Origin of the sequence: Enterococcus sp. AZ079 (assembly GCF_050547255.1) — a bacterium.
Classification (GTDB): Bacteria; Bacillota; Bacilli; order Lactobacillales; family Enterococcaceae; genus Enterococcus_D; species Enterococcus_D casseliflavus.
The window spans coordinates 3370648-3392500 of record NZ_CP172955.1; the positions used below are offsets into that span (position 1 = coordinate 3370648).

18 protein-coding genes, 2 rRNA genes and 1 other annotated feature (1 of these 21 cut by a window edge) are annotated in these 21853 nt (G+C 43.8%); of the genes, 13 read left to right on the plus strand and 7 right to left on the minus strand.

Annotation, left to right across the window (positions count from 1 at the left end):
- Nucleotides 1-25: 25 nt before the first annotated feature.
- The 9 genes from amaP to IGJ15_RS16075 all read left to right on the plus strand — a co-directional run bounded on the left by amaP (nucleotide 26) and on the right by IGJ15_RS16075 (nucleotide 6332).
- Nucleotides 26-595 (plus strand): alkaline shock response membrane anchor protein AmaP, encoded by a 570-nt coding sequence (gene amaP, locus IGJ15_RS16035; RefSeq protein WP_010748462.1) that lies wholly within the window; start codon nucleotides 26-28, stop codon nucleotides 593-595.
- Between the two features lie 7 nt (nucleotides 596-602).
- Nucleotides 603-794, plus strand: coding sequence for a DUF2273 domain-containing protein (locus tag IGJ15_RS16040; RefSeq protein WP_005226258.1), 192 nt, complete (start codon nucleotides 603-605; stop codon nucleotides 792-794).
- Nucleotides 795-819: 25 nt separating this feature from the next.
- Nucleotides 820-1590: an Asp23/Gls24 family envelope stress response protein gene (locus IGJ15_RS16045; protein WP_010748461.1), complete on the plus strand. Its 771-nt coding sequence runs from the start codon at nucleotides 820-822 to the stop codon at nucleotides 1588-1590.
- Nucleotides 1591-1887: 297 nt separating this feature from the next.
- Nucleotides 1888-2604: a 16S rRNA (guanine(527)-N(7))-methyltransferase RsmG gene (gene rsmG, locus IGJ15_RS16050; RefSeq protein WP_005226256.1), complete on the plus strand. Its 717-nt coding sequence runs from the start codon at nucleotides 1888-1890 to the stop codon at nucleotides 2602-2604.
- An 11-nt stretch (nucleotides 2605-2615) separates the two neighbouring features.
- Nucleotides 2616-3380 carry a ParA family protein gene (locus IGJ15_RS16055; protein ID WP_005226255.1) on the plus strand — a complete coding sequence of 255 codons (765 nt, stop codon included), beginning with the start codon at nucleotides 2616-2618 and terminating at the stop codon, nucleotides 3378-3380.
- On the plus strand, nucleotides 3370-4260 hold the full coding sequence (locus IGJ15_RS16060) for a ParB/RepB/Spo0J family partition protein (protein WP_005226254.1): 891 nt from the start codon (nucleotides 3370-3372) through the stop codon (nucleotides 4258-4260). The genes IGJ15_RS16055 and IGJ15_RS16060 overlap by 11 nt, the downstream gene beginning before the upstream one ends.
- Nucleotides 4261-4270: 10 nt before the next feature.
- A complete protein-coding gene (locus IGJ15_RS16065) occupies nucleotides 4271-4459 on the plus strand; it encodes a DUF951 domain-containing protein (RefSeq protein ID WP_005226253.1) in 189 nt (62 codons plus the stop codon).
- A gap of 8 nt (nucleotides 4460-4467) precedes the next feature.
- Nucleotides 4468-5568 carry a redox-regulated ATPase YchF gene (gene ychF, locus IGJ15_RS16070; protein WP_005226252.1) on the plus strand — a complete coding sequence of 367 codons (1101 nt, stop codon included), beginning with the start codon at nucleotides 4468-4470 and terminating at the stop codon, nucleotides 5566-5568.
- A gap of 71 nt (nucleotides 5569-5639) precedes the next feature.
- On the plus strand, nucleotides 5640-6332 hold the full coding sequence (locus IGJ15_RS16075; protein ID WP_010748460.1) for a DUF1129 domain-containing protein: 693 nt from the start codon (nucleotides 5640-5642) through the stop codon (nucleotides 6330-6332).
- A 124-nt stretch (nucleotides 6333-6456) separates the two neighbouring features.
- Here IGJ15_RS16075 and IGJ15_RS16080 read toward each other — a convergent pair whose 3' ends face one another.
- A complete protein-coding gene (locus IGJ15_RS16080; protein ID WP_016249826.1) occupies nucleotides 6457-7758 on the minus strand; it encodes an ISL3 family transposase in 1302 nt (433 codons plus the stop codon).
- Between the two features lie 288 nt (nucleotides 7759-8046).
- On the opposite strand from IGJ15_RS16080, the gene guaB reads away from it, so the two are divergent.
- Nucleotides 8047-9531: an IMP dehydrogenase gene (gene guaB / locus IGJ15_RS16085; protein ID WP_005226250.1), complete on the plus strand. Its 1485-nt coding sequence runs from the start codon at nucleotides 8047-8049 to the stop codon at nucleotides 9529-9531.
- Nucleotides 9532-9688: 157 nt separating this feature from the next.
- Here the strand turns inward: guaB and IGJ15_RS16090 are convergent, their stop codons facing one another.
- Together IGJ15_RS16090 and IGJ15_RS16095 are read right to left on the minus strand one after the other, a co-directional pair.
- A complete protein-coding gene (locus IGJ15_RS16090; RefSeq protein ID WP_430599217.1) occupies nucleotides 9689-12394 on the minus strand; it encodes an FtsX-like permease family protein in 2706 nt (901 codons plus the stop codon).
- A gap of 9 nt (nucleotides 12395-12403) precedes the next feature.
- The gene (locus IGJ15_RS16095) at nucleotides 12404-13105 is read right to left on the minus strand and encodes an ABC transporter ATP-binding protein (protein ID WP_010748457.1); all 702 of its coding nucleotides are present in this window, start codon (nucleotides 13103-13105) and stop codon (nucleotides 12404-12406) included.
- Between the two features lie 85 nt (nucleotides 13106-13190).
- Between IGJ15_RS16095 and IGJ15_RS16100 the strand changes: the two genes are divergently transcribed.
- A complete protein-coding gene (locus IGJ15_RS16100) occupies nucleotides 13191-13817 on the plus strand; it encodes a TetR/AcrR family transcriptional regulator (protein ID WP_010748456.1) in 627 nt (208 codons plus the stop codon).
- Nucleotides 13818-13888: 71 nt separating this feature from the next.
- On the opposite strand, the gene IGJ15_RS16105 is transcribed toward IGJ15_RS16100, so the two are convergent.
- The 4 genes from IGJ15_RS16105 to IGJ15_RS16120 all read right to left on the minus strand — a co-directional run bounded on the left by IGJ15_RS16105 (nucleotide 13889) and on the right by IGJ15_RS16120 (nucleotide 19156).
- Nucleotides 13889-15409 carry a polysaccharide deacetylase family protein gene (locus IGJ15_RS16105; protein ID WP_010748455.1) on the minus strand — a complete coding sequence of 507 codons (1521 nt, stop codon included), beginning with the start codon at nucleotides 15407-15409 and terminating at the stop codon, nucleotides 13889-13891.
- Nucleotides 15410-15699: 290 nt separating this feature from the next.
- Nucleotides 15700-16977 (minus strand): serine--tRNA ligase, encoded by a 1278-nt coding sequence (serS, locus tag IGJ15_RS16110; RefSeq protein WP_010748454.1) that lies wholly within the window; start codon nucleotides 16975-16977, stop codon nucleotides 15700-15702.
- Nucleotides 16978-17034: 57 nt separating this feature from the next.
- Nucleotides 17035-17233, minus strand: a binding site (T-box leader).
- 35 nt (nucleotides 17234-17268) lie between these two features.
- Complete coding sequence (locus IGJ15_RS16115) at nucleotides 17269-18477, minus strand: sensor histidine kinase (RefSeq protein WP_005226244.1); 1209 nt, start codon at nucleotides 18475-18477, stop codon at nucleotides 17269-17271.
- Nucleotides 18467-19156 (minus strand): response regulator transcription factor, encoded by a 690-nt coding sequence (locus IGJ15_RS16120; RefSeq protein WP_008376963.1) that lies wholly within the window; start codon nucleotides 19154-19156, stop codon nucleotides 18467-18469. The genes IGJ15_RS16115 and IGJ15_RS16120 overlap by 11 nt, the downstream gene beginning before the upstream one ends.
- Nucleotides 19157-19870: 714 nt before the next feature.
- Between IGJ15_RS16120 and IGJ15_RS16125 the strand changes: the two genes are divergently transcribed.
- A 16S ribosomal RNA gene (locus tag IGJ15_RS16125) occupies nucleotides 19871-21430 on the plus strand.
- 229 nt (nucleotides 21431-21659) lie between these two features.
- A 23S ribosomal RNA gene (locus IGJ15_RS16130) occupies nucleotides 21660-21853 on the plus strand (it continues 2721 nt past the right edge of the window).
- Together the 16S and 23S rRNA genes form the textbook arrangement of a ribosomal RNA operon.

Below are 21853 nucleotides of genomic sequence, written 5' to 3' on the forward strand. Positions count from 1 at the left end.
TTGGAGAAAAAGGAGGAGGTGTCCTATGAGTAAAGGGTGGAAAATCGTATCAATTATCGTTTCGTTGATCTTTATCACTGTCTTATTACCAATCGTATTAATGAGTAATCCTTATATGCAGCTGCCATTTGGTTTGGACAGCAGAGGCAATGTCGTCACGTATTTCTTTGACAACTTGTTTATGCGTCAATATATGTTTTGGGTAGCTGTTGTCTTGATCGCCTTATTCTTGATCGTGATCTTAGTCGTGCTTCTTTATCCAAAAACCAAAACGACCTTTGTTTTGAAAGAGGATAAGGGCGCATTGACGATCGATAAGAAAGCAATCGAAGGACTTGTACGTACGAAAGTAAATGAAAAAGAATTTGTTGAAGGACCAAAAGTTCATGTCAAGGCGACCAAAAATCGAATTTTGATTAAAATCAAAGGACGCTTGAAACGGACGTCTGCCTTAGTCGGCAAAACCGAAAACTTAATGGCGGAAATCCAACAAGATGTCCAACGAGTGCTTGGTTCAAGTGAGAAAGTCAAAGTCGAAGTCAACTACGCGAATTTTGAACAAAATGAGACTCCGGAAAACCCGCGAGTAGAATAGGAGGGCTATGATGAACGAACTACAACAATACAAAATCCCATTGATTTTTGGAGCAATCGGCCTTGTTCTGGCTGTGTTGTTTGTAACGATCGGTTTTTTCAAAACATTGCTGATTCTACTCCTAACAGGTTTGGGTTTTGCGTTAGGATTGTATCTCCAACGTACCGGTATCATCGACGAATTTTTTAACCAACAATAACGCATTTTAATAGGAGGAATTTTTAATGAATAACGATAAAAACGAATTAAACAATGATAAAAAAGTCAGCGCACATCCAGATCCAGTGGTTCCTAACACCAATCATCAAGCAAATGAAAATGCGATTCCGATGACTGAAGCACCAGATCCAGTGGTACCAAATGCTGAAAAAGCAGTAGCAGGACAACAAAACGGACCAAAACCAGGGGATCATCCAGCACCAGGAAATCCAAATCCAGCAGGACATCATCCAGCACCGCCAAAACCTGGCCACAACGATTTTGAAGGACCAACTGGCGATGCACCCGTTCATGGTTCATTGACCTATGATGACAAAGTGATCCAAAAAATCATCGGGATCGCATTAGAACACGTGGATGGTCTGTTGACGGTCGATGGTGGTTTCTTCTCTAACATTGCGGAAAAATTAGTCAATACAGACAATGTGACTGCGGGTATCAATACCGAAGTAGGGAAAAAACAAGTAGCCGTTGATTTAGATATCGTGGTTGAATACGACCGCAACATCCCAGAAATCGCTGACCAAGTCAAAGAAGTCATCCAAAAAGAAGTAACGACAATGACCCAATTAGAAGTTATCGAAGTCAACATCAATGTTGTAGATGTAAAAACGATCGCTGAATACGAAGAGGAACAAGAAACGGTTCAAGACAAAGTATCGTCAGCTGCATCTAAAACCGGCGACTTTGCTTCACGTCAAACCAACAAAGCCAAACATGCGGCTTCCCGCGCGTCTGATCGTATCGAAGAATACAACGAGCCTCGGGTGAAATAAAAAAGTTTCATATGAAACAAAAACAAGCATTGATCCTGTGATCAATGCTTGTTTCTTTGAGAAAAAAGCTGACCAGGAGGGTTGGCAGCCTCGCTGGTCAAGGAAAAATGAAAAAAGTTTTTTGGATTGAAATGAGTATAATTCCCATGCCTTAAACCAACCTTAAAGCCCCAGTTAAAAAATGGTAAATTCTCCTAGAAAGCAATGTCTGGCTATTGCATCACATTGCTTTTTGCGTTAAAGTAGGAACTAGTCTGTGAAACATTTTTCTGTTTCACAAAATAGAAAGGATTCGTTATGCTACCTGAAGAATTTCATGAAGAATTACGCAAAAACGGGATCGTTTTAACCGAAGAACAAATGGAAAAATTCGCTGTCTATTTCGAGCGTTTAGTTGAATGGAATCAGAAGATGAATCTAACTGCAATCACGGAAAAATCAGAAGTGTATTTGAAGCATTTCTACGATTCTGTTTCCTTAGCTTTTGAAACCGCCTTTGACCCGCAAAGTCATTTGTGTGATGTCGGTTCAGGTGCTGGCTTTCCAAGTATTCCACTAAAAATCGTGTTTCCTGAATTAGAAGTGACGATCGTCGACTCTTTAAATAAGCGCATCACCTTTTTACAAACCCTTGTGACGGATCTACAATTGGAAAATGTCCACTTGTACCATGACCGCGCAGAAACATTTGGTCAAAACCCGCAATTTCGTGGGCAATTCGATTATGTGACTGCTCGTGCGGTTGCCCGTTTGAATGTGTTAACGGAACTCTGTGTGCCATTGGTGAAAAAAGCAGGCTATTTTTATGCGCTCAAAGCTGCCAAAAGCGAGGAAGAACTGGTTGAAGCCAAACCAGCCATCTCACTCTTAGGCGGCAAATTTATTGAAGAAAAAAGCTTTACCTTACCGGTCAGCGGCGATGAACGCCATCTTTTGATCATTCAAAAGAAAAAAGAAACGCCAAAGAAATACCCCCGCAAACCGGGAATGCCAGCGAAACAACCAATCAAATAGGAGGAAAATCAATGGCCCGTATTATTTCTGTTGCAAACCAAAAAGGCGGCGTAGGCAAAACCACCACAACGGTGAACCTAGGTGCGTCCTTAGCATTTGTCGGCAAAAAAGTGTTACTCGTAGATATTGATGCCCAAGGCAACGCCACAAGCGGTGTCGGCATTCGCAAACCAGATGTGGAACAAGACATCTATGATGTATTAGTCAATGAAACACCGATCGTTGAAGCGATTTTACCTAGCAGTCGGGAAAACTTGGATATCGTTCCAGCGACGATCCAATTAGCTGGTGCGGAAATTGAATTGACCTCCATGATGGCGCGGGAATCTCGATTGAAATCGGCTTTGAATGAAATCAAAGAACAATACGATTATATCTTTATCGATTGCCCACCATCTTTAGGTCATTTGACGATCAATGCCTTTACCGCCAGTGATTCGATTTTGATCCCAGTCCAATGTGAGTACTATGCATTAGAAGGGCTGAGCCAACTATTGAATACCGTGCGTTTAGTACAAAAACATTTTAACCCTGAGTTAGAGATCGAAGGGGTCTTACTGACGATGTATGATGCCCGCACGAACTTAGGCGCGGAAGTCGTGGAAGAAGTCCGCCGCTATTTCCAAGAAAAAGTATATGAAACCATTATTCCGCGGAATATCCGGTTGTCTGAAGCACCTAGTCATGGATTGTCGATCATTGATTATGATCCACGCTCAAAAGGAGCCGAAGTCTATCAGACGTTAGCAAAGGAAGTGTTAGCCCGTGAAGAATAAAGGGAAAGGATTAGGGCGTGGGATCGATGCGTTGTTTCAAGACCTGCAAGGGTTAGAAGAAGTCGATATCAAGACAGAAAAAGTCGTTGAACTGCCTTTAAACGAATTAAGACCCAACCCTTATCAACCGCGAAAAACCTTTGATGAGCTTTCATTACAAGAACTAGCCAATTCGATCCAGCATTCGGGGGTCTTTCAACCGATCATCGTGCGGCAATCATCCGTCAAAGGCTATGAGATCATTGCTGGTGAACGCCGGTTTCGAGCGTCCAAACTAGCTGGCAAGGAAACGATCCCAGCCATCATCCGCAATTTTGATGAAGAAGCGATGATGCAAGTCGCCGTTTTAGAAAACTTGCAGCGGGAAGATTTGAATCCTTTAGAAGAAGCAGAAGCTTATGACATGCTGATGAAAAATTTGAAATTGACCCAAGCACAAGTCGCTGAACGCTTAGGGAAAAGCCGCCCGTATATCGCCAATTATTTGCGGTTACTGTCCTTGCCGAAACTCGTCAAAGAAATGGTTCAAGATGACCGTTTGTCTATGGGACAAGCCCGGACATTATTAGGGTTGAAAAACAAAGAACAGATCTTAAAATTAGCCAATCGTTGTGTCAAAGAAAATCTGACAGTCCGCCAATTAGAACAAATGGTCGCTGAGATGAACGACACGAAAAACGAAAAGAAAAAAGTTCCGCGTCTGATTCGGGAAAAACCGTACTATTTACGAGAAAGCGAAGAACGGTTGATGGATAAATTCGGCACAAATGTCGAGATCCGCGAAAAAGAAGGCAAAGGAAAAATCGAGATCGAATACCTGTCACAAAAAGATTTAACCCGTATTTTAGATTTATTGAACATTCAATTTGATGAAGCTTGAGGTGATAAAGATGTATGATCTTGGGGATATTGTCGAAATGAAAAAACCGCATGCCTGCAAAGCCAATCGTTGGGAAATCATCCGCATGGGGGCAGACATCAAAATAAAGTGTACGAATTGCGGCCACATCGTCATGATGACGCGCCGAGAATTTGATAAAAAGATGAAGAAAATCCTAGAAAAAAAAGAGAAAGAGTGAAGTGAAGCATGGCGTTAACTGCCGGAATCGTTGGATTGCCAAATGTGGGCAAATCTACTTTATTTAATGCAATAACCAAAGCAGGAGCAGAAGCCGCAAACTATCCGTTTGCGACGATCGATCCGAATGTAGGAATGGTGGAAGTGCCAGATTGGCGCTTACAGCGTTTAACAGAATTAGTCCGTCCGAAAAAGACAGTCCCAACCACCTTTGAATTTACGGATATTGCTGGAATCGTCCGCGGTGCCAGCAAAGGGGAAGGATTAGGCAACCAATTTTTGAGCCATATCCGCCAAGTGGATGCGATCTGTCATGTCGTTCGTTGTTTCGACGACGACAACATCACCCACGTGGAAGGCCGCGTGGACCCATTAGCTGATATCGATACCATCAACTTGGAGTTGGTTTTAGCAGATTTAGAATCCGTCAACAAGCGCTATACTCGGGTCGCAAAAATTGCTAAAACCAAAGACAAAGATGCGGTGGCGGAATTGGCCGTTCTTGATAAAATCAAACCGGTCCTAGAAGAAGGGATCTCAGCTCGTTCGATCGAATTTACAGATGAAGAACAGCGCATCGTCAAAAGTTTGTTTTTACTAACGACCAAACCAGTTTTATACGTTGCCAACGTAGCAGAAGAAGACGTGGCAGACTATGAAACCAATGACTATGTCAACAAAGTGAAGGAATTTGCAGCGAGCGAAAATGCGGAAGTGATCGTCATCAGTGCTCGTGCCGAAGAAGAGATCGCTGAGCTGGAAGAAGAAGACAAAGCAGAGTTTTTAGAAGCATTAGGAATTGAAGAATCAGGGTTGGATCAATTGATTCGTGCTGCCTATGATTTACTTGGTCTAGCAACGTACTTTACCGCTGGTGAACAAGAAGTGCGTGCGTGGACGTTCCGTAAAGGCATCAAAGCACCGCAAGCAGCGGGGATCATCCATACGGACTTTGAGCGCGGCTTTATTCGTGCGGAAACTGTTTCCTTTGAAGATCTGAACCAATACGGCACGATGCAAGCGGCCAAAGAAGCCGGTCGGGTACGTTTGGAAGGAAAAGATTATGTCGTGCAAGATGGCGACGTGATGTTGTTCCGTTTTAACGTATAAAGGGCTTTCTTCCCAGTGAATTTGTGGTAAAATGTCCATTGTGAAGAAAACGCAGAAGGGAGAATCAATTCATGGAACCAGAAACTCTGCGAAATTATGTTTCCGAAAATCGTGAATTAGAACAACAATTAACAAAACGAAACCAACAATATATATTTGATTTAAAAAAATCGCTAGAGGCAGCCAACCTTTCTGAAGAAGAAAAAACGATTGCCTTGCATGAGATGCTGCCGGTCTTAGTCAAAGAACAAAAAGGCGGCAAAACAGCCCGCCAATTATTTGGTACAGTGTCTGAACGCACCGAAGCCATCATCAACAAACCCGTTGAGCAAAAAGAATCCGGACCCTTCTTGATGTGGTTGGATAGCACCTTGCTGATTTTAGGGATTTTTGGCTTGATGTTAGGGGTTATGGGAATCTTTACTAGAGGACAAGCACAACCTTATGGCTTATTGACCCTCTTCTTGATGGCGATGCTTGCTGGTTGGGTCTTCTACTTGATGTACAAATACATGTATCAATATGAACGCCCAGGTGCCGATAAGAGCAAACGGCCGAAGATGTGGAAGATCATTTTGATTTTAGTCGCAGCCTTCATGCTATGGATCGTTGTGATCTCGCTTTCTGCGATGATCCAACCACCATTGAATCCACAAGTGGATCCTGTGATCGAAGCCTTGATCGGGGCAGTGGCATTAGCCGCGAAGTACTACTTGAAACGCAAATACAATATCATCAGCAGTATGTCTGTTCCTAGAGGCTGATGACTACACGTTGATCGTGCGCCTTCTTTTGTTAAAAAAGACCGCACGATCAGCGTGTTTTTTTGGCTCTTCGACATTTAGTGTTGGTAGAGAAAGATACAACTGAAAATTTAGTCATAACCAGTTAGGCAGATTGCTTAACTGGTTTTTGTTTTACTTGGAAGATTAAGCCTTGAATGAGATAAATTCTTGCTCGAAAGTTGTGGAAATTTCGATAGCCGTAGGCTACTCGTTTTATCACTTTTATCTTGTTGTTTCTTCCTTCTAATGCCCCATTACTATACCTGGTTTTTAAAGCATATTGAATCCCTAATTTGTATTTATTTAAAAACGTCAGCTTCTTACAAAACCATTGTGGGAGGCGTTGATCTAAGCTGTTGATCGTATCGAAAAAGCTTTGGCTGTCCTTGTGTTTAAAGTGATAGAGGAGGAGCTGACAAGTCTCGTAAGCCCTTGTTAATTGTTCGTCATAACTCAAAAGTTCATCGACGATCGCTTTTTGCGTCATTGGTCTACGAAAGGATCGATCATATTGATAATTGGAACTATCCAGATCATAAGCATGCTTAAGGAGCAATTTCCAGAATCGCTTCAATCGTCGATACTTTGTCGGTTCCGTTTTTTGAAAGCTGTTCATTGTTTTAATTCGCAACTGGTTTAACGCACGAGTGATTTGTTGGACAATGTGAAAGCGATCGGTCACGATTTTTGCGTTTGGGAAGACCGCCTTTACAAGTTCAAAATAAGGGGCATTCATATCCATCACGACGTATTTCACGTTCGCTCGTGCTTTTCGGGTGAATTTAAGGAAATATGGTTTTAAGAATGCAAGGCGACGATTCTCCAATACGCCGATCAATTGTTGGGTCTGCCCATTCATAAAGACAAAACTCATTTTTCCGCTGCAGGACTTCATTGATTTGAACTCATCAAAACAAAGGACCGAAGGTAACGTATCAAAACGAGGATGATACGTTTTTAAACAGGTGTGTAGGACACGCAGAACGGTTACGTCAGAGACAAAATAGCGATCGGCAATTTCTTTTCTTGTTGTATTCTTGGCCAGCTCCAAGGCGATTTGAACCTTTAATTCTTTTGAAAGATAGCAGTTTTCATCCACCAAGTTTGTCTGAGCATTGAATGTCGACTGACATTCTTTACAGTAAAAGCGCGTACGTACCAAGCGTAATTCTGTTTTGGTGTCTCGATAAGGCAAAAGTTGAACTTTTGTTTTGTGTGAGCCATTCTTGATGATTTGTCCTTCATTTTTGATGCCACATTTACGGCAATGGCTTGGTATATAGCTAAGTTTGGCATGGATAAGATTGATGCGAAACCCCTCTTCTTCTACTGTCTCTAACCATTCTTCTTCGAAGAATAAATTTTCATCTGTTAAACCTAACAATTTTCTAGTACAATGATCCATGGAGATATCCTTTCTTGGTTTGGTTTTGTTTTAGACGACTAAATTCTACCAGTTAGGCTATCTCTTTTTCTATCTTTTTTTACAAAAAAAGTGTCAATAGAAAATCCGTAGATTTTCCACCAACACTAAATATTGTAGAACCGTTTTTTTAGAAAAAATGGCGAATTATGAGATTTAACCAAAGGTTTGAAGAGGATTATTAAGAAAGCTTTCCGAATGGTTGACTTATGAAAAAATCTTTGCTATTTTTTTTAAAATACCTAAAAACTTTAAGGAGTGGTTACAAAAATGTCCAACTGGGAAACCAAATTTGTAAAAAAAGGGTTAACGTTTGATGATGTCTTATTGATTCCGGCAGAAAGTCACGTCTTGCCAAATGACGTGGATATGAAAGTGCAGCTTGCCCCGAATATTACACTAAATATTCCAATCATAAGTGCCAGTATGGATACCGTAACTGATAGTAAAATGGCGATCTCAATGGCGCGTCAAGGAGGACTTGGCGTAATTCACAAAAACATGAGTATCGCAGCGCAAGCAGATGAAGTGCGCAAAGTAAAACGTTCTGAAAGCGGCGTGATCATCGATCCGTTTTTCTTAACACCAAGCCACTTAGTTGCTGATGCAGAACATTTGATGAGCAAGTACCGCATCAGCGGGGTACCGATCGTAGAAACGATGGAAAACCGCAAATTAGTCGGTATCATCACGAACCGCGACATGCGTTTTGTCACGGATTATACGATGCCGATCAATGATGTGATGACCAAAGACCAATTGATCACAGCACCTGTCGGTACGTCGTTGAAAGACGCTGAAAAAATCTTACAACAACACAAGATCGAAAAATTACCGATCGTTGATGAAGCAGGGATCTTAAGCGGTTTGATCACTATCAAAGATATTGAAAAAGTGATCGAATTCCCGAATGCAGCCAAAGACACGCATGGACGCCTATTAGTGGCAGCGGCAGTCGGCGTTACCAGCGATACCTTTGAGCGCGCACAAGCATTATTGGATGCAGGCGTGGACGCGATTGTTATTGATACTGCCCACGGACACAGTGCGGGTGTTTTACGCAAAATCTCTGAAATTCGTGCGCATTTCCCAGAAGCGACATTGATTGCGGGAAATGTTGCCACTGCAGAAGGCACGAAAGCATTGTATGATGCTGGTGTCGATGTCGTAAAAGTCGGGATCGGTCCAGGTTCGATCTGTACTACTCGGGTGGTAGCCGGTGTCGGAGTTCCTCAATTGACCGCGATCTATGATGCAGCCTCTGTGGCACGTCAATACGGCAAAGCAATCATTGCCGATGGTGGGATCAAATACTCTGGGGATATCGTCAAAGCTTTAGCAGCTGGCGGACATGCCGTAATGCTAGGTAGCATGTTGGCAGGAACCGATGAATCACCAGGTGAATTTGAAATCTATCAAGGCCGACGCTTCAAAACCTACCGGGGAATGGGTTCATTGGGGGCAATGGAAAAAGGCTCCAGCGACCGTTACTTCCAAGGTGGCGTAAACGAAGCCAACAAATTGGTTCCAGAAGGCATCGAAGGGCGTGTCGCTTATAAAGGCAGCGTTTCTGATATCATCTTCCAAATGATCGGAGGCTTGAAATCAGGGATGGGTTATGTCGGTGCTGGCAATCTACAGCAATTACGTGATGAAGCACAATTCATCCAAATGAGCGGCAACGGACTAAAAGAATCACATCCCCACGATGTTCAAATCACGAAAGAAGCACCAAACTACTCTGTAAAATCATAAAATGTTTCACGTGAAAACCAACGCCCCCTCTGTTCAAAAGTGGACAGAGGGGATTATTTGTTCAAAAAAGAACGTCACTCTCAGCTATCTAGGCAAGAGTGGCGTTCTTTTCTTTAAAATCGCTGCTTGATGATCAGCAAATCGCTTTAGCAGCAGCTTATTCGTTTGATTTCAACGCATCGATCATGTTGACATGAGTCAGTTTTACATGGGTGACGTACATCACGATGATCGTAAAGAGAATCGTCATGCCGCCGGCTAAAGCATAAGCCGGCCAATTGATCACTAATGGAAAGACCATGTTTTCCATCGAAGCTTGGATCAAAATAAAGTCAGTCAAGAAGTAACCTACCACGTAACCTGCGAGAATCCCAAATAACGTAAAAACGATATTTTCCCGTACGATGTACATGGTGACTTCTTTATTGTAAAACCCTAATACTTTAATAGTAGAAAGCTCGCGAATCCGCTCGGAAACATTGATGTTGGTCAAGTTATACAAGACGACAAAGGCTAATGCCCCTGATAGTACAACTAAGATCAAGACAATGGAGTTCAAGTTGCCCATCGAATCATCCTGCATTTTGATCTGAGTAGAAAGGAACGTCGTGTTTTTGACTTTGTCGGTATCTAACAAGGCTGTTGATAAAGCTTCCTCTTGTTTTTTCGTCATCGTCTTGCTTTTGACTAAGAACGCATTCGGTTCAAAAGTACTGTCGGTGATTTCTTCGTAAAGAGTCGGTGACAGATAAAGGGAATTGCCTAAATAGTTTTCTGCGATGCCGCTGATAGGTACTTCAAAAGCTTCTTGATCGCTAGTATAGAAGGTCAATGTATCCCCAACCTGCAGATCATACAATTCTGCGTATTTCATAGTCAGCACGGCACCTTCTGTTAATGGCAGCTTCTGACCTGCCGTTGTTTTCAAATGGACATAGTCGGTAAACGCTTCTTGATCTGCCGGAACCATCAAGGTCAAACTTTGTTTTCCTTGGTCAGCTGGTCGAATCTCGATCGTTTCATTGTAGACTAGCATCGAATGGGTCACAAGAGGATCGTCTGTTAAAACCGTTTCAGCGGCAGCAACGGTTTCTTCCTTCGCATCATTTAAGGTCACGACGGCTTGATAATCCGTAATGGGCCCAAATTGTTTCGCAGTCACAGCACTTAAGGAATCTTTCAACCCAACGCCTGCCACCATCAGTCCCGTACAGCCGGCGATGCCAATGATTGCCATGATCATTCGCGATTTGTAGCGGAAGATGTTACGGAAGCTGACTTTTTGATTGAAGCTTAAACGTGACCATAAGGGCGTAATGGCCTCTAATAAAATCCGTTTCCCAGGTTTTGGCGCCCGAACTTGCAGTAGCTGGGCAGGTTTTTCCCGCAATTCTTTGATCAAAACAAAGAGGCAAGCACCGAGCGTCGCCAGTAAAAAGGCGATCGCGGCCAAAATAATTGGCGACCAGACATAATAGACGCGAATCCCGTCTAAAAGATACCGTTCGCTGGATAGAAAATAAATCAAACGCGGCAACAGTTCCGTCCCTAATACGGCACCACTGATAATGCCAATGGCCGAAGACAGGAGGGCATAAATCAAATATTTAAGGGAGATCTCGACTTTGCCATAGCCCATCGCTTTTAAGGTCCCGATCTCTTTGCGGTTTTCTTCTACCATCCGCGTCAGTGTCGTAAAGGTGATCAACGCAGCGATAAAGAAGAAGAAGACAGGGAACACATTGGCGATCGCTGCGATACGATCAGACAGCCCACCATATTCTTGGAAACCGGGGTTATCTTTGCGTTGGTTGTAAAGATACGTGGGTTCTGCCAAGTCTTCGATCTCTGCACGTTTTTCTGCCAGTGTTTGTTGGGCATCGGTTAGTTCTTGTTGCTGTTCATCTAATTGGGTTTGCTGCCGAGTCAACTCTTCTTCCCCAGTGGTCAATTGGCCTTCGAGGGCTGCTTGTTGTACGGGCGGCAGCTGTGCCAAGGCGGCTTGCTGTTGTTCTAGTTCCGCTTTGGCCTGATCCAGTTGGGCTTGTCCATCAGCTAACTGTTTTTGTCCATCGCGGACTTCTTTTTCTGCAGGCGCTAATTCATCAAAAGCATCTTGCTGAATTTCTGCTAAGCGTTCTTTAGGGCGATCCGCAAACAGTTCCTCAATCGTTTCTTGATGGGCTGCCATCTTGTCGGTGTAAGCATCGGAGTATGTTTCAAGGCCAGCGACATCATCAAAGGCGAGATAAAGGATCGTTTTGACCTCCATCTTGAACTGTTCTTCCGGCACATAAGCAAAATACGTCACGACACCGCTGCCGACATTCGCATAGCCACGTTCGGCAGCACTGATATAAATGGGAGAGGTGGCGAACCCAACGACCGTATAGTCTTTGTCCGACAGATTATCGGCATCATCGATCGTAAAAGTATCCCCTATTTGCCAGCCATAATTTTTTGCTTCGGTGTCCAGCACGATTTCATCGGCTTTTTCTGGCAGTCGGCCGTCCTTCACCAGTAGCTGGTTGAGTTCCTGTGAGGGATCATAAGAGGTCACTTGCACGACTTCATCTGAATTGGCAGCGTAATAAAATTGATAGGCGGCTTCTGTGTGAGCACCGCTTTTTTCCGCCGCATCAATGTCGTCCTCCGTCAATCCCAGCGTGGAAGTGACTTGCAGATCTGCTAAATGCTGACCGTTGACATATTCACTCGCGGAATGGTTCAGGATCGGGCCGGTCGCTTTGATACCGACAAAGAGAAACGTTCCTAAAAAAATGATCAAGGTGATTGCGATAAAGCGGCCTTTTGATTGGCGAATCTCTCGCAAACTTGCTTTAAGATAGGTCTTATTTTTCATCAGATCCTCCTACCAAACGATTTCATCGATCGAGATTGGATGAGGATTCTCTTCAATGGAACGGACAGTGGCATCGTTGATATGGATCACCCGATCGGCGATCGGGGCAATGGCGCTGTTATGGGTAATGATCAGCACCGTATTGCCGTTTTTCCGACTGGCGTTTTGCAAAAGCTTCAACACTTGTTTGCCTGTTTCAAAATCCAAGGCACCAGTCGGTTCATCGCATAATAGTAATTTCGGGTTTTTGGCTAACGCCCGAGCGATCGATACCCGCTGCTGTTCCCCACCAGAGAGCTGCGAAGGAAAGTTGTTTTTACGGTTTTCTAACCCGACTTGTGCTAAGACTTCATCAGGATCGAGTGCATTCGGTGAGACTTCTGTTGCCAATTCAATGTTTTCTTTCGCTGTCAGGTTCGGCACCAAATTATAAAACTGGAAGACGAACCCGACGTCTTTGCGGCGGTATTCCGTCAGCTGTTTGTCGTTAAACTTCGCGATATCGACATTGTCGATAATGATTTGTCCTTCATCTGGCGAATCCATCCCGCCTAAAATATTCAAAACGGTCGATTTTCCTGCACCACTGGGTCCAAGGATCACCACTAATTCGCCTTCTTCAATGGCAAAGGAAAGATCGTTGTTGGCAGTGATGGTGGTTTCGCCCATCTGATAGCGTTTATATTCATTCTTTACTTCAACATAACTCATTAATAAAGCCTCCATTTTTTAAACACGTGTTGATTTAATCACATGGTGTTAGTATACTAAGAAAGAAAAGTAAGAGCAATCCTCAATGCTTACGTATTTGTCATTAAATAGACAAATATTGATCAAATGTACAGAGAAAAGGGGAAATGATATGGTGGGGACTGTGGGGAATCGTCGAACGATCTACTCGAAAAAAGTGATCCGACGCGCCTTTCAGGAGTTATTGTTGGAAAAAGAGTACCGCAAAATCACGATCAAAGAGATTGCGGAACGAGCCGATATCAACCGAGGAACATTTTATAAATATTATAAGGATACGGCCGCTTTGTTGGAGGAAATCGAAGGGGAGCTTGTTGAGCAGATCGCATCGAACTTGCAGCAGGAAAATTTGTCATTGGATCTTTGGTTGGAAAAGCTGTTGACGATTTTGTATGAGAATCCTAGTACGACCCATTTGATTTTGTTGAACAACAGCCATTTGCTGAATCTTTTATTGTCAGAGATCAAACCGGAGACCTTGAAACGGTTTGCCCAATACTTTCAAGATGCTTCCGAGGAAGAATTGGAACTGTGTCTTAGCTTTTTTGTCTGCGGGTCTATCGGGTTGATCGAACGCTGGCTCAAAGATTTCTCAACGATGTCGCCAAAAGCTGTCGCTGAACTGTTGATCCAAATTTTTGTGACTAATGTATATGAGGATAAGAAGGGCTAAAAAAAGAGGGAACGATCCAACAACCAAAAAGGAACGCAGCAAGAGACAATTTGCTGCATTCCTTTTTTTATTTAGTCAACGAGGCGCTCGTCGTTCATCCCAAAGTATTGATGCAATGGTTTTTGCCGTGCTTCTAATAATTGATCGACAGTCACGAATTCGTAGCCTTCGTTTTTGAGCATTTTAATGACTCCCGGTACGGCTTTCACAGATTTCGGGTGAATATCATGGATCAAGATCATGGCACCATTAAAGACATTTTGTTGCACCAAGGCATTGATCTTCTTCGGATCCTTCAATTTCCAGTCTTGAGAATCGATGTCCCATTGAATGATCGGCATGCCAATGGTTTGTGCGCTTTGTTTGTCGATAGCGCCATAAGGGGGCCGTAAATTTCTAGGTAGTAAACCCGTCGCATTATAAATGGCTTTGTTGGTTTTTGTGACTTCTGCCTGCAAATCTTCCGCTGAAAGAGTATTCAGCTGCGGATGAGAGTAAGAATGACTGGCGATCTCGTGTCCAGCTTCTTGGACTTTTTTAGCAGCTTGCGGATATTGCTCTACCATTTGTCCCAGCATAAAGAAGGTCGCTTTGACGTCATTTTCTTGTAAGATGTTCAACAGATCCATGGTGGATGTACTGTTGGGTCCATCATCAAAGGTCAATGCCACGTATTTTTTATTGGGGTCTAAACTTGGCAAGGCATTGTTGAGTTGGTCAGCAGCCACGAGATCAGGATCAATGAATGGGGCGATCTCGCTGTAAGACAGGGTGATTTCCGTCGCTCCCGTCTGATTTTTTGGCAATTCGATGGTCAGCTTCTCTGGATCATAAGTAAATTTCGAATCGAAGGTGATCCGCTCCATGGCCAAGACGGCGTCGATGATTTTGGCGGGGTCTTTGGCTTGATCCAGCAGTTTTTGCTGAATGACTTGTTGAATACCTAATAAGCTGCCTTCATCAGGAACCAGTTCTTTCAAAGACAATTCGGTTTGCGTCTTCTCTGATATGAAGATCGGTGCATCCGTTAGGCTGTCCGCATCTTCAAAACGTCCGGTTTCTCGATTCCACACATAGCTGTCGGCTTTCAATGAATAAGTAGACACCTTTGAAGCCGCTGCTTGTGCTTGGATGCGGGCAACGGTGACGACTTCTTTTTTCGTTTGTTTTTTACGCAAGTGATCAGCGGCTTGTGTCAACCGTTCTTTGATATCTTTGATGGGAAACGTATCAAGGTCTTGCGGGCGGTAGATCAATTCTTTGGTTGCGCCTTTGGAGAGCACTTCAGGCGTTGTTTTTAACCCATTTTGGCTTTGTTCTGCTTGGATTGATGCCAGTAATTTCTCCGCAGCCGCCTCATATTTTTCTTGGGCGGCGACTTCTTGTTGGTGTAACGTGTAAAGGACTGAGCCAGCCGTTGCGATCAGAACGATCAATAATAAGGCAAATAAGGAAAAAATTGCTTTTCGATACGGCTTCTTTCTCGAGGGTGGTCCTTTCGGTCTTTCTTCAGCGGATGCTGTTCGTTTTTGATTATTGTTTGGTTTCTTGTGCAAGTCACTCCGACGGGCATAGGTCTTTCCTTCGGGCATTGGTGAAGCTCCCTTCATTCCATCCTAAATTATGCCCACGTTACCATAAGTCACAGGTACTTTCAACGATCATGCCCGGTTTCTGATAGAGACTTAAAAAGATGAAGGGATTTTTCTAATTATTCATTTAAAAATTACAGCCTTGTTGCGTTGTTTCTCTTGCAAGAAGCGATCAAAGGCGTTAGGGGGTCTTTTGCAACCACTATCTATTAGGTGAACTAGAAAACCCCTTCGTAACAGATCACGTGGAGTGACTGTTACGAAGGGGGTGCAATTAAGGGTGCTAAGGCTTAGGCTTTTTCGATTTTTGTCAGTCCGCCCATGTAAGGAACCAGAACTTCTGGTACCGTTACACTGCCGTCTTCGTTTTGATAATTTTCAAGCACTGCGGCTACCGTCCGACCGACAGCCAGACCAGAGCCATTTAGTGTATGCATGTAGTGAATCTTGCCCTCTTGATCGCGGTAACGGATCATGGCACGGCGTGCTTGGAAGTCTTCACAGTTTGAGCAAGAGCTGATCTCACGGTACATTTCCTGAGCAGGGATCCATACTTCTAAATCATAGGTCTTTGCTGCAGAAAAGCCCATATCTCCTGTACACAAGCTAAGCACTCGGTAAGGCAAGTTGAGTTTTTGCAAAATATCTTCGGCATTAGCCGTCATCTTTTCTAATTCTTCATAAGAATGGTCAGCATCACTGAATTTCACCATTTCAACTTTATTGAATTGGTGCAGACGAATCAAGCCGCGGGTATCACGACCAGCGCTGCCAGCTTCTGAACGAAATGATGGGCTCAAGGCAGTGAAGTAGGCAGGGAGCTGTTCTTGTTCTAAGATCTCCCCTTGATAGTAATTGGTCAAAGGTACTTCAGCAGTCGGAATCAAAGTCAAATCCGTGTCTGCCAATTGGAAAACATCTTCTTTGAACTTTGGAAATTGTCCCGTGCCAAACATTGCTTGGCTATTGACGATATAAGGGGTGATCATCTCGGTATAGCCATGCTCATAGACATGCTGATCCAACATGAAGTTGTATAAGGCACGTTCCAAACGAGCACCTAAGCCTTTGTAGTAAACAAAGCGGCTGCCAGAAACTTTGGCGCCCCGCTCAAAGTCGAGGATCCCCAACTCTTCAGCGATCTCCCAATGCGGTTTTGGTTCAAAGGCAAAGGCTTTTGGTTCTGCCCAGCGGCGGACTTCTACATTGTCGTCTTCATCTTTGCCCACCGGAACAGAATCATTCGGCAAGTTCGGTAACGTCGTGGCGATCTCTTTGATGTCTTCATCAATTTGAGCGATCTCTTCATCCAATTGCTTGATTTGGCTGCCGACTTCTTTCATTTGGGCAATTTTATCAGCCGCGTCTTCTTTTGCCCGTTTCAAGGCAGCGATCTCACCAGAAACATCGTTGCGCAATTTCTTGCGTTCTTCCGTTTGGACTAAGAGTTCTCTGCGACGTTCGTCAAGCGTTAAAAAGCGGTCCAATACTTCTTTTTGCACGCCTCGTGTTGCGAGTTTGCTTTGTACTTCAGCAAAATTTTGGCGAATCATTTTTACATCTAACATAGTGATACATCCTCCTTTGATTTTTCCATAGAAAAAAGGCCATTCCGATCCCGTGTTGCTTGGGACGAAATGACCATTCGCGGTGCCACCCAAGTTCAGCTTGCGCTGCCCTTGCTGCTCGTATCGTGAGCCAACGATTTTTCTTTCGAAAAATACACGTTAAAGAACTGGATTCTATTTTTTCCAACACTGATTTTCACCAACCATCAGCTCTCTTTACTAGATGAAAAAAATATACTAGGTTCTGTGCCTTGATTATTTTCTTTAGCATACCCAAAAAATGTTGGGGCGTCAACCATAGGTTTGTGTGTTGGACAAATTGTTGCGCTTCAACGGGAGATGAATAATAAAGGACGTCCATTCTGGCGTTGATTTGGCATAGATATAGCCGCCATGTAAGGCGACGATGCTTTGAGCGATCGCTAGACCTAAGCCAGTTCCTCCTGTTTCTTGAGAGCGGGATTCTTCCACTCGATAGAAACGGTCGAATAGAGAATCAAGGGCTTGCTTAGGAATCATCTGCCCATTGTTTTTGACGGTTAAGATCGCTTCGGTTCCGACTTTCTCGACCTCCATGCGGATCTTATCGGCGCCTTTGCCGTATTTCAAGGCATTTGACAGCAGGTTGTTGAAAACTCGCACCAGTTTTTCGGTATCGCCATCCATTTCGATATGCTCTGGACGGGTGTAGGTTTCGATCTTGATGCCTTTTCGGCTAGCTTCTAATTCAAAGTCTGCCGCCAATTGTTCCACTAGCTGGGCCATATCGAATTCCATCACATTAATGGGCACGCTAGGCTGACGCACTTTCGTGTATTCAAACAAATCATCGACGAGGGATTTCATTTGTTTGGCTTTGACATACGCCGTATGAGTATATTTCAGCAATTCTTCTTCCGAATGGTATTGTCGATCTTCAATTAGACCTAAGTAGCCGATGATCGAAGTCAATGGTGTCCGAATGTCATGACTGACATTGGTGATCAGCTCATCTTTGGATTGCTCGATCCGCCGTTCATCTTCGATCGCCGCCACCGTACTGTCGACTAAGCCATTGATATTAGAAACGATCCGACTTAAATCGCCCCGTAACTCGAAGGGGATGCGATGATCGTAGTTGCCTTCTGCGATAAAGTGCAGCTCGCTGATAATGTGACGTAGCTGCATTTGATGGTAACGACGAATCAAACGCCAATATAAGACGATCACATCTAATAGGAAGAACATCGGTAGAATGAAGTTGCGACCACTGCGGAAGATATCTGTGTTGAAGGCAGCCGTGAACGCATTCTTCGATTCATAGATCGCTTCGACTAAAACCGGTGAGTTTTCCCTTATTGAGGTCAAGATGACCAAAATAGCGACATTTAATAGAAGTAAAAGAACAATCGTTACAATTCCTTCCGCAAATAACTCACTGATTTCCTTTGAGGTCAACGTGATCCGTTTCTTTTTTTCGATTGGTGTGTTGCGCTTTTTTTCAGTTGGTTTACTTCGCATCTATTTTGTAGCCGACCCCCCATACTGTTTGGATGACTTTTTCACCATCCGTGGCTTCTTCGATCTTATCTCGCAAGTGACTGACATGGACCATCACTGTTTTGGCAGAAACGACACTTTCTTGTTTCCAAACTCGTTCAAAAATCTCATCGGCGCTAAAGACACGGTTGGGATGCGATGCCAATAAGTAGAGGATGCCAAATTCTAATGCGGTCAATTGGATCTCATTGCCATCCACCGTTTTTACTTCATGGGAATCGCGGTTGATGATAAGTGAGCTTACTTCCAGAATCTCTGGTTGATTTGAAGCAGCCTGCATCTTGGTTCTTCTCAATAACGATTTTACCCGTGCCATGACTTCTAATGGATTGAAAGGTTTGGTGACATAATCATCAGCACCGGCGACCAATCCACGAATCTTATCCATATCGGTTGTTTTAGCGGTCAACATAATAATGGGGATTTGGGATTCTTTTCTCAATTCTTTGACGACTTGCATGCCGTCCATTTCAGGCATCATGATATCTAAGATCAATAGCTCGATATCAGAAGTGGTGCGAATCTTGGTCAGTGCTTCTTTTCCATCGTATGCTTTGACCGATTCATAGCCTTCATTGTGTAAGTAAATGCTTAATAGTTCTACGATCTCTTTGTCATCATCTGCTACAAGTATTTTCATACTGGGTCCTCCTAGGAACAATATTCTTTTCTCCATTTTAGCAAATATTCCACAAAATAGATAAAATCATACTTAAATTTATAAGAATGATAGGAATTAAGAAAACACAAAAAGGAAAAAGACGAACGATAGGCTAATAATAACGGAAAAAGTCCTTAAAAAAGGCGGAAATAACGGACTAAAAATCACGAATCATCTTTGGAAACGGAGTAACTAGAAACGTTGGTCTATCAATCATTTTATGGTTGACGAATAGCACAAGTCTTGGTATATTATTACATGTGCCAAATGACTAAATGAATTCCTAAAAAGAATTGAAAAAAGTAGTTGACGCACAGCTCGACAGATGATATTATAACGAAGTCGCAATTTTAAAACAGTTAATTGATGTTGATACATCAACAAAATTAATTGAAAAAAGTTGTTGACAAATAACAAATCATTTGTTATTCTAATTAAGTCGCTGAGACAGCCGCTACGAAGTTGAAAAACAACGAGCGAAAAAAACTTTTAAAAAAGAGTTGACAATTAAATGTCGCTCTGATATGATATAAAAGTTGCTAACACAGCAAGGTAGACCTTTGAAAACTGAACAAAGCAAGCAAACGAACCAATGTGTAGGACGTTTCAATTTATTGGAACAAATACATGCAAGCAATAGCTAGCAAAGTTAATTTTTATGAGCTTAATGACCGTATGGTCATTCAAACAAATCATTATGAGAGTTTGATCCTGGCTCAGGACGAACGCTGGCGGCGTGCCTAATACATGCAAGTCGAACGCTTTTTCTTTCACCGGAGCTTGCTCCACCGAAAGAAAAAGAGTGGCGAACGGGTGAGTAACACGTGGGTAACCTGCCCATCAGAAGGGGATAACACTTGGAAACAGGTGCTAATACCGTATAACACTATTTTCCGCATGGAAGAAAGTTGAAAGGCGCTTTTGCGTCACTGATGGATGGACCCGCGGTGCATTAGCTAGTTGGTGAGGTAACGGCTCACCAAGGCAACGATGCATAGCCGACCTGAGAGGGTGATCGGCCACACTGGGACTGAGACACGGCCCAGACTCCTACGGGAGGCAGCAGTAGGGAATCTTCGGCAATGGACGAAAGTCTGACCGAGCAACGCCGCGTGAGTGAAGAAGGTTTTCGGATCGTAAAACTCTGTTGTTAGAGAAGAACAAGGATGAGAGTAAAACGTTCATCCCTTGACGGTATCTAACCAGAAAGCCACGGCTAACTACGTGCCAGCAGCCGCGGTAATACGTAGGTGGCAAGCGTTGTCCGGATTTATTGGGCGTAAAGCGAGCGCAGGCGGTTTCTTAAGTCTGATGTGAAAGCCCCCGGCTCAACCGGGGAGGGTCATTGGAAACTGGGAGACTTGAGTGCAGAAGAGGAGAGTGGAATTCCATGTGTAGCGGTGAAATGCGTAGATATATGGAGGAACACCAGTGGCGAAGGCGGCTCTCTGGTCTGTAACTGACGCTGAGGCTCGAAAGCGTGGGGAGCGAACAGGATTAGATACCCTGGTAGTCCACGCCGTAAACGATGAGTGCTAAGTGTTGGAGGGTTTCCGCCCTTCAGTGCTGCAGCAAACGCATTAAGCACTCCGCCTGGGGAGTACGACCGCAAGGTTGAAACTCAAAGGAATTGACGGGGGCCCGCACAAGCGGTGGAGCATGTGGTTTAATTCGAAGCAACGCGAAGAACCTTACCAGGTCTTGACATCCTTTGACCACTCTAGAGATAGAGCTTCCCCTTCGGGGGCAAAGTGACAGGTGGTGCATGGTTGTCGTCAGCTCGTGTCGTGAGATGTTGGGTTAAGTCCCGCAACGAGCGCAACCCTTATTGTTAGTTGCCATCATTTAGTTGGGCACTCTAGCGAGACTGCCGGTGACAAACCGGAGGAAGGTGGGGATGACGTCAAATCATCATGCCCCTTATGACCTGGGCTACACACGTGCTACAATGGGAAGTACAACGAGTTGCGAAGTCGCGAGGCTAAGCTAATCTCTTAAAGCTTCTCTCAGTTCGGATTGTAGGCTGCAACTCGCCTACATGAAGCCGGAATCGCTAGTAATCGCGGATCAGCACGCCGCGGTGAATACGTTCCCGGGCCTTGTACACACCGCCCGTCACACCACGAGAGTTTGTAACACCCGAAGTCGGTGAGGTAACCTTTTTGGAGCCAGCCGCCTAAGGTGGGATAGATGATTGGGGTGAAGTCGTAACAAGGTAGCCGTATCGGAAGGTGCGGCTGGATCACCTCCTTTCTAAGGAATATTTCGGAAGACTACACATCGTTTGCCTTTGTTCAGTTTTGAGAGGTTTACTCTCAAACAAAATTTGTTCATTGAAAACTGGATATCGAAGAAATAATCAAAACAAGTAACACACACCGAGTTGAAATGTTAAAAGAGTTTTTTAATAAGTTCAACGCTTATTTTCTTGAGCAACCTTCTATCGCTAGAAGAAGTACTCAAAACCGACCGTAAGGTCAAAGGTTAAGTGAATAAGGGCGCACGGTGGATGCCTTGGCACTAGGAGCCGATGAAGGACGGGACTAACACCGATATGCTTTGGGGAGCTGTAAGTAAGCTATGATCCAGAGATTTCCGAATGGGGGAACCCAGCATCTTTTATAGGATGTTACGTCTGCGTGAATACATAGCGCAGTCGAGGTAGACGCAGAGAAC